Annotated in this window: 15 protein-coding genes; 9 read left to right on the top strand and 6 right to left on the bottom strand. The window is 69.3% G+C overall.

All coding sequences use genetic code 11. The features are described 5' to 3' along the window. The first annotated feature begins 102 nt into the window (after window positions 1–102). The 5 genes from pth (at window position 103) to cysN (ending at window position 5,761) form a co-directional block, all read left to right on the top strand. Window positions 103–699 (top strand): aminoacyl-tRNA hydrolase, encoded by a 597-nt coding sequence (gene pth / locus IEY93_RS05250; protein ID WP_189161786.1) that lies wholly within the window; start codon window positions 103–105, stop codon window positions 697–699. Between the two features lie 481 nt (window positions 700–1,180). After that, window positions 1,181–2,533 carry a sugar transferase gene (locus IEY93_RS05245; protein ID WP_372444423.1) on the top strand — a complete coding sequence of 451 codons (1,353 nt, stop codon included), beginning with the start codon at window positions 1,181–1,183 and terminating at the stop codon, window positions 2,531–2,533. A 39-nt stretch (window positions 2,534–2,572) separates the two neighbouring features. Further along, window positions 2,573–3,448, top strand: coding sequence for an inositol monophosphatase family protein (locus IEY93_RS05240; protein ID WP_189161834.1), 876 nt, complete (start codon window positions 2,573–2,575; stop codon window positions 3,446–3,448). 23 nt (window positions 3,449–3,471) lie between these two features. Continuing rightward, window positions 3,472–4,386, top strand: a complete 915-nt coding sequence (cysD, locus tag IEY93_RS05235) for a sulfate adenylyltransferase subunit CysD (protein ID WP_189161784.1) — start codon at window positions 3,472–3,474, stop codon at window positions 4,384–4,386. 112 nt (window positions 4,387–4,498) lie between these two features. After that, complete coding sequence (cysN, locus tag IEY93_RS05230) at window positions 4,499–5,761, top strand: sulfate adenylyltransferase subunit CysN (protein WP_189161783.1); 1,263 nt, start codon at window positions 4,499–4,501, stop codon at window positions 5,759–5,761. A 60-nt stretch (window positions 5,762–5,821) separates the two neighbouring features. On the opposite strand, the gene IEY93_RS05225 is transcribed toward cysN, so the two are convergent. Next, window positions 5,822–6,064 carry a ribbon-helix-helix protein, CopG family gene (locus IEY93_RS05225; protein WP_203968011.1) on the bottom strand — a complete coding sequence of 81 codons (243 nt, stop codon included), beginning with the start codon at window positions 6,062–6,064 and terminating at the stop codon, window positions 5,822–5,824. A gap of 176 nt (window positions 6,065–6,240) precedes the next feature. Between IEY93_RS05225 and IEY93_RS05220 the strand changes: the two genes are divergently transcribed. Continuing rightward, entirely contained in the window at window positions 6,241–6,663 is a 423-nt protein-coding gene (locus tag IEY93_RS05220) for an SRPBCC family protein (RefSeq protein ID WP_189161781.1), read from the top strand. Window positions 6,664–6,979: 316 nt separating this feature from the next. Here IEY93_RS05220 and IEY93_RS05215 read toward each other — a convergent pair whose 3' ends face one another. The 4 genes from IEY93_RS05215 to IEY93_RS05200 all read right to left on the bottom strand — a co-directional run bounded on the left by IEY93_RS05215 (window position 6,980) and on the right by IEY93_RS05200 (window position 10,372). Then, window positions 6,980–7,888 carry a hypothetical protein gene (locus IEY93_RS05215; protein ID WP_189161780.1) on the bottom strand — a complete coding sequence of 303 codons (909 nt, stop codon included), beginning with the start codon at window positions 7,886–7,888 and terminating at the stop codon, window positions 6,980–6,982. Window positions 7,889–8,119: 231 nt separating this feature from the next. After that, the gene (locus IEY93_RS05210; protein WP_189161833.1) at window positions 8,120–9,265 is read right to left on the bottom strand and encodes an RNA polymerase sigma factor; all 1,146 of its coding nucleotides are present in this window, start codon (window positions 9,263–9,265) and stop codon (window positions 8,120–8,122) included. 8 nt (window positions 9,266–9,273) lie between these two features. Then, the gene (locus IEY93_RS05205; protein ID WP_189161779.1) at window positions 9,274–9,681 is read right to left on the bottom strand and encodes a YciI family protein; all 408 of its coding nucleotides are present in this window, start codon (window positions 9,679–9,681) and stop codon (window positions 9,274–9,276) included. Between the two features lie 193 nt (window positions 9,682–9,874). After that, complete coding sequence (locus tag IEY93_RS05200) at window positions 9,875–10,372, bottom strand: ATP-binding protein (protein ID WP_189161778.1); 498 nt, start codon at window positions 10,370–10,372, stop codon at window positions 9,875–9,877. Window positions 10,373–10,608: 236 nt separating this feature from the next. On the opposite strand from IEY93_RS05200, the gene IEY93_RS05195 reads away from it, so the two are divergent. Genes IEY93_RS05195 through IEY93_RS05185 form a run of 3 tightly spaced genes read left to right on the top strand, consistent with a single transcriptional unit; the run spans window position 10,609 to window position 11,849 of the window. Continuing rightward, window positions 10,609–11,445, top strand: coding sequence for a helix-turn-helix domain-containing protein (locus IEY93_RS05195; protein ID WP_189161777.1), 837 nt, complete (start codon window positions 10,609–10,611; stop codon window positions 11,443–11,445). Beyond that, a complete protein-coding gene (locus tag IEY93_RS05190; protein WP_189161776.1) occupies window positions 11,433–11,636 on the top strand; it encodes a DUF397 domain-containing protein in 204 nt (67 codons plus the stop codon). Before IEY93_RS05195 ends, IEY93_RS05190 begins: the two co-directional genes overlap by 13 nt. A 9-nt stretch (window positions 11,637–11,645) precedes the next feature. Further along, window positions 11,646–11,849 (top strand): DUF397 domain-containing protein, encoded by a 204-nt coding sequence (locus tag IEY93_RS05185; protein WP_189161775.1) that lies wholly within the window; start codon window positions 11,646–11,648, stop codon window positions 11,847–11,849. Between the two features lie 34 nt (window positions 11,850–11,883). Here the strand turns inward: IEY93_RS05185 and cynS are convergent, their stop codons facing one another. Continuing rightward, window positions 11,884–12,354, bottom strand: a complete 471-nt coding sequence (gene cynS / locus IEY93_RS05180; RefSeq protein ID WP_189161774.1) for a cyanase — start codon at window positions 12,352–12,354, stop codon at window positions 11,884–11,886. Window positions 12,355–12,390: the final 36 nt, after the last annotated feature.

Genomic DNA, 12,390 nt, shown 5'->3' with positions numbered 1-12,390 from the left:
GCGGGGCCTGACGCCGGCCGCCGGGACGGAAGGCGGCCGCGCGCCGGGAAGCGTACGAGCACCCGGCGGACGCAGACGGAGCAGGAGACGGAAGAGGTCGTCGTGGACCGCTGGTTGATCGTCGGGCTGGGCAACCCCGGGCCCGAGTACGCCGGTAACCGGCACAACGCCGGTTTCATGGTGCTGGACGAGCTCGCCGTGCGGGTCGGCGGCCGGTTCAAGGCGCACAAGTCGCGCGCCGAGATCGTCGAGGGCCGCCTCGCGGGCGCCCCCGTCGTGCTGGCCAAGCCGCGGTCGTACATGAACCTCTCCGGCGGGCCGGTCAAGGCGCTCGCCGACTTCTACAAGGTCCTCCCGGCGAACGTCGTCGTCGTGCACGACGAGCTGGACATTCCGTACGGCGCGCTGCGCGTCAAGATCGGCGGCGGCGACAACGGCCACAACGGGCTGCGTTCGATCACCAAATCGCTCGCCACCAAGGAGTATCTCCGGGTGCGCTTCGGCGTGGGCCGCCCCCCGGGCCGCATGGACCCCGCCGACTTCGTGCTGCGCGACTTCGCCACGGCCGAGCGCAAGGACCTTCCGCTGCTGGTGGACCGCGCCGCCGACGTCGCCGAGTCGCTGATCACGAGCGGCCTGGAGGCGACCCAGAACACCTTCCACGCCTCCGACCTCAAGCCGATCAAGCCGCCCCGCTGACCGAAGCGTCGGCACCGCCTCGAGCCCATGGGCGCGCGGACGGTCAGAAGATCACTGAGGTCCCGGCCACCGGCGTAATGCCCACCCGTGGTGGAGATCATCACCTACCCCGGCGTGCCATCGGTCCGGTGGCCGCCGTCGCAGATCTGCCTGATGCCTCCCGCGCCGGGCGATCCACCCAATCTACTGAGCGTCTGGGGCCCTGGGCAGGAGCCGGCACGTCAAGGGGTTTGAAGTCGAGCGTCGCCCCCATGGCCGGGTAAACCAACTCTCTCGATCTCGCCAAGACTGTCACTCGCGACCGCTAGCATCCTCACGGAAAGTGTCCGAGCGATCACGGGGAGGATGCGTGCGTGAGACGACGGGCTCAGCGGGGGCCGCCGCGGCGGGCGGGCATGCGGCGGTCTCCACCCCTGCCGGGTCCGCCGGTGACGGGAGACCCCGGCCGCCGGGCTGGGTCCGGTGCTATCGCCGGTGCGCGGTGGCGACCGATTTCGGATGCGGGCTGGCCGCGGGCGCGCTGGCGATCGTGGTGCGATTCGGGGAGGTCACCCCCTATGTCACGCCTTATCTGGTGCTCAGCCTGGTGCTCCCCGTGGTGTGGGTGGCCGCCGTCGCGCTCAACCGCGCCTACGAAGCGCGGCTGATCGGCGGGGGGTCGGAGGAGTTCCGGCGCATCACGCGGTGCGGCTTCTTCCTGACCGCCGGGGTGGCGATCGTCGCGTACGTCACCAAGACCGACCTCGCCCGGGGGTACGTCGTCCTCGACCTTCCGCTCATGACCGCGCTCGCCCTCTTCTGCCGGTACGCCTTACGGGTCCGGCTGCACGCGATGCGGGCCAGAGGGCGGTGCATGCGCCGGGTCGTCGCGGCCGGTCACCGGGCCTCCACCGCCGACCTGGTCCGCCGGTTCCGCCGCGAGCCGTACCACGGCATGCAGGTCGTCGGCGTGTGCCTGCCGCAGGGCGAGGCCGCGGGCGCCGTCGAGGGCGTCCCGGTGCTCGGTGATCTCTCGGACGTCCCGCTGGTCGTCGGCCAGGTCGCGGCCGACACCGTGGCCGTGCTCGCCTGCCCCGAGCTCGACGGCACCGCCCTGCGCCGCCTGGCCTGGCGGCTGGAGAAGACCCGCACCGACCTCGTCGTCGCTCCCGCGCTCATGGAGGTCGCCGGGCCGCGCACCACCATCAGGCCGGTGGCCGGGCTGCCGCTGCTGCACGTCGAGCACCCCGAGCTGTCCGGGATGCGCCAGCTCGTCAAGAACCTCTTCGACCGCGTCGTCGCGGGCCTGGCCCTCGCCGTCCTGTCCCCGCTGCTGGCCGTGCTCGCGGTGGCCGTGCGCGCGACGAGCCCCGGCCCGGCGCTGTTCCGGCAGACCAGGGTCGGCCGGGACGGCGCCGAGTTCACCATCCTCAAGCTGCGCACGATGGACGCAGGCGCCGAACTCCGCAAGATCGACCTGGTCGGCGACGGTGACGGCGTGCTGTTCAAGATTCGGGCCGACCCGCGCGTCACCCCTCTCGGCGCCTGGTTACGGCGTTACTCTCTGGACGAGCTGCCCCAGTTGTTCAACGTGCTCGCCGGCGACATGTCCCTCGTGGGGCCGCGGCCGCCCCTGCCCGAGGAGGTCGCCGCGTACGGGCACGACGTCCGGCGGCGGCTGGTCGTCCGTCCGGGCATGACCGGGCTCTGGCAAGTCAACGGCAGATCTGACCTTTCCTGGGAGGAATCGGTACGGTTGGACCTGCGTTATGTCGAGAACTGGTCTCTCACCTTGGATCTGCAGATCCTGTGGAAGACCTGGTCGGCCGTGGCACGTGGCTCGGGCGCCTACTAGCCCGAGGTGAGGCATTACCGAGTGCGCACCAGAAAGGGCATCGTGACGATACGCGACGACCACGCGCTCGCGAGAGATCTCGCCGCCGAGGCCGGTGAGAGGCTGCTCGCCCTCCGATCCCGCGACGGACACGACGACCCCGCGGCGTTGCGGCACGCGGGCGACAACGAGTCGCACGCCTTCCTGATCGAGTCGCTGTCCCGGCTGCGGCCGGACGACGTCATCCTGTCGGAGGAGGGGACGCGCGAGGAGCGCCTCGACCCGCGCCGCCAGGTCGCCGAGCGCGTCTGGATCATCGACCCGCTGGACGGCACCCGCGAGTTCGGTGAGCAGGGCCGCGCCGACTGGGCCGTCCACGTGGCCCTGTGGCATCGCACCCCCGTCCAGCCGGCCGACGGCCCGGCCGCCGTCGGACCGTCGGCTGAGGCCACCGGGGCGGCATCGGCCGGCTCCGGCTCGGTCATCAGCCCGCCGCGCGGCTCGGGCACGCTCATCGCCGGCGCCGTGGCGCTGCCCGCCCAGGGCATCACCCTGTCCACCGCCGCGCCCCCGGCACTGCCCGCCCGGCGCGAGGGCCCCATCCGCATCGCGGTCAGCCGCACCCGCCCCCCCGAGTTCGTCCAGAAGCTCGCCGGCCTGGTCGGGGCCGAGCTGGTCCCGATGGGCTCGGCGGGCGCGAAGATCGCCGCGGTGGTCACCGGCGAGGTCGAGGCGTACGTCCACGGCGGCGGGCAGTACGAATGGGACTCCGCCGCACCCGTAGCCGTGGCGCTGGCCGCAGGGGCGTTCGCGAGCCGCATCGACGGCTCCCCGCTGACCTACAACCAGGAGAACCCCTCGCTGCCCGATATCCTGGTCTCCCTACCGGATCTGGCGCCAACGTTGCTCGCCGGCATCCGCGACGTGCACCGTTAGGGCCCACCCCGGAGGAAGAGCAGATGCTCCAGAGCGATTACACGACATCGCAGCTCGATGTGCTGGAAGCCGAGGCCATTCACATCATGCGTGAGGTCGCGGCCGAGTTCGAGCGTCCGTGCCTGCTGTTCTCCGGCGGCAAAGACTCCATCGTCATGCTGCGCATCGCCGAGAAGGCGTTCTGGCCCGCGCCGATCCCCTTCCCGCTGATGCACGTCGACACCGGGCACAACTTCCCCGAGGTCATCGAGTTCCGCGACCGGCGGGTGGCCGAGCTGAACGCCCGCCTCGTCGTCGCGTCCGTGCAGGCGTCGATCGACGCCGGCCGGGTGGCCGAGGAGACCGGCCGCCGGGCCAGCCGCAACCGCCTGCAGACCACGACGCTGCTCGACGCCATCGAGGAGCACGAGTTCGACGCCGTGTTCGGCGGCGCCCGCCGCGACGAAGAGAAGGCCCGCGCAAAGGAGCGCGTGTTCTCCTTCCGTGACGACTTCGGCCAGTGGGACCCGAAGAACCAGCGCCCCGAGCTGTGGAACCTCTACAACGCCCGCATCCGCAAGGGCGAGCACATCCGGGTCTTCCCCCTGTCCAACTGGACAGAGCTCGACATCTGGGACTACATCCGTCGCGAGGGCATCGAGATCCCGTCGATCTACTACGCGCACACCCGCAGCGTGTTCGAACGCGACGGCATGCTGCTCGCCGACGCCGAGGTGGTCAACCGCGGCGACGACGAGCCGGTCTACGAGACCGTCGTCCGTTACCGCACCGTCGGCGACATGACCTGCACCGGCGCCGTGGAGTCCACCGCCGCCACCGTCGAAGAGATCATCGCCGAGATCGCCGCCACCCGCATCACCGAGCGGGGCGCGACGCGCGCCGACGACCGCACCTCCGAGGCCGCCATGGAGGACCGCAAGAAGGAGGGCTACTTCTGATGACCAAGTCGCTCCTTCCCGCCCCCGCCGCAGTTCCTCCCCTGTCCTCGTGGTCCGCGCGCCCTTCCGCCCGGCGCCACGTCGGCCGCACTACCGATGGAGAGCAGTTCTGATGGACATCCTGCGTTTCGCCACGGCTGGTTCGGTGGACGACGGCAAGTCCACCCTGATCGGGCGCCTGCTCTTCGACTCCAAGGCCATCTTCGAGGACCAACTCGAGGCCGTCGAGCGCACCAGCCGCGACCGCGGCACCGAGTACACCGACCTGTCGCTGCTCACCGACGGCCTGCGCGCCGAACGCGAGCAGGGCATCACCATCGACGTGGCCTACCGCTACTTCGCCACGCCCAAGCGCAAGTTCATCATCGCCGACACCCCCGGGCACATCCAGTACACCCGGAACATGGTGACCGGCGCCTCCACCGCCGACCTGGCCATCGTGCTGATCGACGCGCGCAAGGGCGTCGTCGAGCAGTCACGACGCCACGCCTTCCTGACCTCGCTGCTGCGAGTGCCGCACCTGGTGCTGGCGGTCAACAAGATGGACCTCGTCGACTACGACAAGGAACGCTTTGACGAGATCCGCGAGGAGTTCACGTCCTTCGCGGCCAAGCTGAACATCGCCGACCTCACGTTCATCCCGATCTCCGCGCTGCACGGCGACAACGTCGTGACCCGCTCGGAGAACATGCCGTGGTACCAGGGCACATCGCTGCTGCACCACCTGGAGCACCTGCACATCGCCTCCGACCGCAACCTGGTCGACGTGCGCTTCCCCGTGCAGTACGTCATCCGTCCCCAGCGCGCCACCGACCCGGCCTTCCACGACTACCGCGGGTACGCGGGCCAGGTCGCGGGCGGCATCCTCAAGCCCGGCGACGAGGTGCTGCACCTGCCCTCGGGCCTCACCACCCGCATCGCGGCGATCGACACCTTCGACGGCCCGGTCGAGCAGGCGTTCCCGCCCATGTCCGTCACCCTCCGCCTGGAGGACGACATCGACATCTCGCGCGGTGACCTGATCTGCCGGCCGAACAACCAGCCGCAGGTCGCCCAGGAGCTCGAGGCGATGGTCTGCTGGATGACCGACGGCGTCAAGCTCGGCCCGCGGTCCAAGCTGGTCATCAAGCACACCACCCGCACGGCCCGCGCCCTCGTCCGTGACCTGCACTACCGGCTGGACGTCAACACCCTGCACCGCGACGAGTCCGCCGGGTCGCTCGGCCTGAACGAGATCGGCCGGGTGTCGCTGCGGGTCACCCAGCCGCTGTTCGTGGACGACTATGCCCGGAACCGCATGACCGGCGGCTTCATCCTCATCGACGAGGCCACCAACGGCACCGTAGGCGCCGGCATGATCGTCGACGCCCGCTGACACCCCTTGGGCCCGCCCCAGGACGGCGGGCCCAACCGGGGCACCGAGCATCCAGAGCGTTCACGGTGCCTTCTGGCTTCGATCGGACCACTCCCGACCGAGCATGTCGTGGATCCGCGCCGCAACAGCATCTTCGCCGCTTTGGCCGGCTCCGATAGTGAGGCACCGCCGACGCCCCTGGTCGGAGAGATGGGCTTCGATGGCCTCACGGGTCCACGCGGAAACCGTCATTCCCCGGCGCTCCGCCTCGTGGCGTACCCGGGCATCGAGATCGTCGGAGAGTTCGACGGTCGTACGCTTCATGTCCGGCAGCATGCCCGATGCTTGTGACGTCGAGGGCCGAATGCCATGGTCACTCCTCTGTTCGTCTTCGGCGGCATCCCGGGCTTACGCCTCCCGCGCTGGACGGCGTGGGTGTCCTGGTGATACCTGGTGTACTGCGTTGGCGGGCGGTGGGCAGGGATGGAGGCGGGTGACTCGTGTTCTATGCGACCTCGGTCATCATCCGGGCGGACGTGGAGAAGGTCTGGTCGATACTCACGGACGTCGAACGCTGGCCGGAGTGGACGCCCTCGGTGACCTCCGTCCGCCGCCTGGACGAAGGCCCGTTCGCCCTCGGCAGCCAGGCCCGGGTCGAGCAGCCGAAGCTGCGCCCGGCCGTCTGGACGGTGACCGAGATCGAGCCGGGAGTCTCGTTCGACTGGGCCGCCCGCAATCCTGGGGTCACCACCATCGGCGGGCATCGCCTCACCGCACGCCCGAACGGCACGGTCGAGTGCCTGCTCACCATCGGCCATCGGGGCCCGCTCGCCCCGTTGATCGGCCTGCTCACCGGCTCGCTGACCCGCCGCTACCTGGAAATGGAGGCCACCGGCCTCAAACACCGTGCCGAGACCACCTGACCGCGCCACGAGAGGGCCGGTCTCCGGCACCCGGTGGACGGTGGTCACTTCCGGGACTGAGCCAGGCCGGTCGGCGTACGCCCTGCGTATCGCCACTGCTCCGCGAGCGATCTGGGCGAACTTTTCAGCTCTGCGTCTGCGATGTAAGCCGACGCCACCTACGGCCGGCGACTCTGGTGAGCACCCGCGGCCCGGCACCGGCGAGGCGGTCCGTAGCGGGTGGTGAGGCTGGAGTCCGGCCGAGGTCGCGGCGCCGCAGTTCACGGGTCCGTCGTCGGGCCGTGGTCTGACGCAGGCGCGTTCATCGCCGGGGAATCTATTTCTTCCGTTCCGTCCAGGGCTCGTAGGTGCCGTCTCCCGGGAGGACCCAGATCTTGGCGTCGGGCCTGGTGATCGTCCGAAGTGTGGTCACCGCGCCGGTCGTCTTCGAGACCCGGTAGATCGCCACACCGGTCTTGGTCTTCGAGCGGACGATCAGGTGCCCCGCCTGGTCGAAGTGGAGGTCGTCGATGTATCGGCCACCCGGCAACCTCACCGTCACCGTGCCGCCGACGCGGCCGGTACGCAGGTTCAGCAAGCGCAGCTTGCGGTACTTGGGCCACGTGCCGACGAGCACCGCCGCCGTGACGTGGTCGTTCGCCAGCGCCGTCGGCGACTGCCGCGTCTTCAGCCGGAGCCGGGCGCGTAACCCTCGATCGAACACGACCACCTGTTCCCCGCCCAGCAGCAGGCGTTGGCTGTCTGGACTGAATCCCATGAAGCCCCACGCGTCCGTCCGCTCGGGAGGCGGCAGCACCTTGCCCTTCCGCAGGTCGACGAAGATCCCTACGCCCGGAGCCGAGGTCTCGGAGACCACGTAGCTGCCGTCGTCCGACACGTACGGCCACTCCTCGTCGAGCGAGAACACGGTGAGCCTCGGCACCACCTTCTCCTTGCCGTTCAGCGTCCGTCCGACGAACCGCCCGTCCGATTTCCGGAAATAGAAGAAATGCCGCCCGTCCCCGCTGACCAGTAACGGTGCCCGCGAACCGGCGTTCACCGCGTCCTTGGGGGCCACGGCGAGCGCGTTCGGCACCTCCACCACGTCCCCGTTGGTCAGCACCAGTTCCCAGGTCTGCGTCCGTTGCGCGTACGCGATCGTGACCGGCGTGGCGGCCGCCGCCGGTTGCCCGGTCAGTGTCGCGGCGGACAGGAGAAGCGCCACGAGAGCCGTACGAAGTCTCATGATCCATGAGATGGCAGAACCCCGCGAAATGTTCGCCGAATTGGATCGACCTGGCGCCGCCTCAACCCTGGCCGGCAGGCGCTTCTGGAGGGAAGGGAAGCAACTGCGTCGAGGTGGCTTGTCTGACGGACGGGCGTCGGTGACAGTAAGGACCATGATCTACTCGTGCGGAGATGGAGCGGGCCAGGGCCGGGTCTGACAGCGATTCTTGCGGCTGTGCCGGCAACCCCGCTACGGACGGGCCCGGGCGTTGAGGCCGGCGGCCTGGCGCGTCAGATAGTCGCGTTCGGCGAGGTTGGGCGCCTTGTGCGCCGCCTCGGCGTACAGCCGCGCCGCCGTCGCCAGGTCGCCGTCGCGCTCGTGCAGGTACGCCGCCACCGCGGTGTGGCGGGGCAGTGAGTCGTCCACCGCCGCGAGCGCCGCGAGCCCGGCTCGCGGCCCGTCCGCCTCGCCGACCGCGACCGCGCGGTTGAGCCGGACGACCGGGCTGCCGGTCAGGCGCACGAGTTCGTCGTACCACTCGACGATCTGCACCCAGTCGGTCTCCTCGGCGGTGCGCGCGTCAGCGTGGAGCGCCGCGATGGCGGCCTGGGCCTGGAACTCGCCCAGCCGGTCGCGGGCGAGGGCGGCCTGCAGGATCGCGACGCCCTCGGCGATCGACTCGGTGTCCCACCGGCCGCGGTCCTGCGCGGCGAGCGGCACCAGGCTGCCGTCGGGCGCGGTCCGGGTGGCCCGCCGGGCGTGGTGGAGCAGCATGAGGGCGAGTAGTCCCGCCACCTCGGGGTGGTCGATCGCGGCCGCGAGCTGCCGGGTGAGCCGGATGGCCTCGGAGGCGAGGTCCACGTCGCCGGAGTAGCCCTCGTTGAAGATGAGGTAGAGGACGCGCTGCACGGTCGCGATGTCGCCCGGCCGGTCGAGCCGCACGCCGGAGACCGTGCGCTTGGCTCGGCTGATCCGCTGCGCCATGGTCGCCTCGGGCACCAGGTAGGCCTGGGCGATCTGGCGGGTGGTCAGCCCGCCGACGGCGCGCAGCGTGAGCGCGACCGCGGACGACGGCGTCAGCGATGGGTGGGCGCACAGGAAGTAGAGCTGGAGCGTGTCGTCCACCGCGGACGCGGGCCCGGGCGCCGGCTCCTCGTCGAGGAGGTCCTCACGCCGGCGGCGGGCGGCGTCCGCCCGGGTCGCGTCGAGGAACCGGTGCCAGGCCACGGTGACCAGCCAGCCCTTCGGGTCACGCGGCGGGTCGGCGGGCCAGACGCTGATCGCCTTGACCAGCGCGTCCTGCACCGCGTCCTCGGCCGCCGCGAAGTCGGCTCCGCGGCGGACGAGGATCCCGAGCACGCTCGGCGTGAGGCTTCTGAGCAGGGCCTCGTTCATCTGAGAAGTCACTCCGTGATGGTGGGCGGCTCGGTCAGGAACGGGCGCACTTCGAGCCACTCGTGGATCGGGTCCCCGCCCGCCCCGGGGGCGGCCGACAGTTCCCCGGCCAGTTCGACGGCGCGCTCGTAGGTGTCGACGTCGATCACCATCCAGCCGGCGATGAGATCCTTGGTCTCGGCGAACGGGCCGTCGGTCACCGGCGGGCGCCCCTCGCCGTCGTGCCGGACGAACGTCCCCTCGGGGGCGAGCGCCTGAGCGTCGACGAACTCGCCGGTCTCCTCCAGCCGGGCCGCGAAGTCGCGCATGTACTGCACGTGTGCCGAGATCTCCTCCGGCGTCCACTTGTCCATGGGCACGTCGTTGACCGCCGCCGGAGCGCCGCGGTAGTGCTTCAGCAGCAAGTACTTGGCCATCGTGCTTCTCCTAGGTGCTGAGGTGACCCATTCTGGTCACGTTCACCTCGGGGACGGGGCCGGTCGCGGGTTCTCGACATCGCCGTCCGGCCGGTTCGCAGATTTTTTCGCGGACGCCGGTCATAACCGAACCCGCCGACGTCCGGGCGAGCGCCGAATGGATCATTCACTGACGGCGCCCTCGCGCCGGCGTTCACGACGCGGACGCCGGCCCGGTGGTTATCTCACACCAGACAGTGCGGCCTGGGCCTTCGGGGTTGGGATGAAAGCCCCAGTTCCCCTTCGAGAGCATGTCGACGATGGCCAGGCCACGGCCGCCTTCGCCGAGAAGGAACGACGGCTCCACCTGGACGCGCTCGGCCAGGATCAACGCCTGCTCCGGCCTGATCCGGGGACGCGTGGTGGACGGGCCTGTGTCCGTCACCTCGACCCGGAGCCGATCCTCGTCGACCGCCAGCCGAAGGACCAGGGGCCGGAGGCGGTCGCCGTGGCCGTTCTGGGAGTCCTCGTGGCTTCGGTGCGGGCCGGCGGCGTGGCGGACGGCGTTCGTGACCAGTTCGGAGACGGCCAGGCGCACCGGCTCGTAGGCCGGATGATCCGCACCGAGCCAGTCGCGGACGGCGGCGCGGGCGCGCGAGGCGGATTCTGGACTGCTCGGCAGACGAAGCTCTTTCAGTACGTCCGGCGTCATTGGCGGGCCTTTCACCGGTGGGTTCCGACGGAATTCCTGTTTCATCCGGCCGTATCGGCCGGGTCGCCGGCTTGACGTTGTCGCGGCCCTCACACGGTGGCAAACAATCGGAAGCGGTAATGGCGATTCGTGGTTCGCATTGAGTTCACAATCAGGTGAACCCGCTGGCTATGGCGTGCGAACCCGCAGCATGATGGCCGGGACGCATCGGCATGCGGCCGGAAAGGAGACCGGTGATGACCATCCCCCTGGAACCGGATCCGTCCATATCTGCACGTATCCAGTTCGGTACGGAACTACGCAAATTCCGACTTTCCGCTGGGTTCACCCAGCGTCGGCTCTGCGATGCCGTCCATCTCTCGATCAGCCAGCTCAGCATGATCGAGAACGGCCACCGATCGCCCACGATGGACCTGGCGCAGCGGGTGGACGAGGTGCTCGGCCTCGGCAGCACGCTCACCGGGTTCCTCGACCGCCTCAACCGCGCCGCCGCCCAGCTCCCCCACTGGTTCCGCCCCTGGCTCGACTACGAACGCGAAGCCGAGGCCCTGCGGATGTGGGAACCCCTCATGATCCCCGGCCTCCTCCAGACCGAGGACTACGCCCGAGCCGTCCTCAGTCGCATGCCAGGCATCACCAGTGAGGAGGCAGAGGAGCAAGTGCAAGCCCGAATGGACCGACAGGCCATTCTCGAACGTTCGCTTCCGCCGATGTTGTGGATCATCATCGACGAGGGCATTCTCTATCGATCCGTCGCTGCCGATCACATCATGCGTGATCAGTTCGATCACCTCGTTCAGATGGGAGTAAACCGTCATATATCCCTGCAGGTGCTTCCCCATAGCTCTCGCAGCGTGGTTGGCTTGCTGGGCGGCTTTGTTGTGGCGGACATGCCCAAAGGCGCGCCACCCGCGGCCTACATCGATTCTCAGAGCAAAGAAGATCGAGTATGCGACCGATCGGAGGAAGTGCGAGACCTGATGTTCTTGTACGACATAATCCGGGCAGATGCCTTGCCCCGGCTCGAATCGCTCGCAACTATCAAGAAGGCGGTAACGAGATGGACGACCTGATCGAGGATCTTGCCAATGCCCGTTGGCGTAAGTCGAGCTTCTCGGGACACGACGGAAGTAACTGTGTCGAGGTGGCTCGTTTCTCAGGTGGTCGGCACGGGGTCCGCGATAGCAAAGATCTTGGTCGGGAGGCGCTGGTTGTCGGTCCGACTGAGTGGGCTGTGTTCCTCAACCAGGTGAAGGCACAGTAGGGGCCACACATGGAGAAAGACGACGCGGAGCGCGCTAGTGGGCAGTGGCGCAAGTCCTCCTTCTCAGGGAGTGACGGAAGCAACTGTGTCGAGGTTGCTCGTCTTGCTCGTGGGCGGTACGGGGTGCGGGACAGCAAGGATGCTGCTCGGGCGGTGGTGGTCGTCGGGGCGGCGGAGTGGGTCGCTTTTCTGGACCACGTGAAGGCGTGCTGACCGCCTGACCCCGGGCGGGTGATCGGGACGGGAGTCAGAAGGGCTTGGTCGGCAGGTACTTGCCGTCCAGGGTGATGACGGCGCGCTCGCCGCCTTCGGGGTCGGCGACCTTCTTCACGTCCAACTTGAAGTTGATGGCGCTGATGATGCCGTCGCCGAACTGCTCGTGGATCAGGGCCTTGAGCGTGGTGCCGTAGACCTGGATCATCTCGTAGAAGCGGTAGATCGTGGGGTCGGTCGGGATGCCGCCGGGGATCGAGCCGCGGATCGGGATGGTCTGCAGCAGCGTCGCCGCGTCCTCGTCCAGGCCCAGCAGCGCGGCGACGGCCCTGGCGGACTCCTCGGGCAGAGGGTGCTGGCCGAGGACGGCGGCGGTGGTGTAGGCGACCGACAGGCCGGAGGCGTCGGCGATCTGCTGCCAGGTGAGGTTTCTGCGGGTCTTGGCCTCAACGGCCGCCGCGGCCAGCGCTTCACGGCCGGCGGGGGTGAACTGGGCGTGCACCATGATCGGTACGTCCTTTCGTTGCTCTTGGCACTGGTA

The organism is Sphaerisporangium melleum (genome assembly GCF_014646695.1).
Lineage (GTDB): Bacteria > Actinomycetota > Actinomycetes > Streptosporangiales > Streptosporangiaceae > Sphaerisporangium > Sphaerisporangium melleum.
The sequence above is the reverse complement of the archived record's forward strand: the minus strand, read 5'-3'. Positions and strand labels throughout refer to the sequence as shown.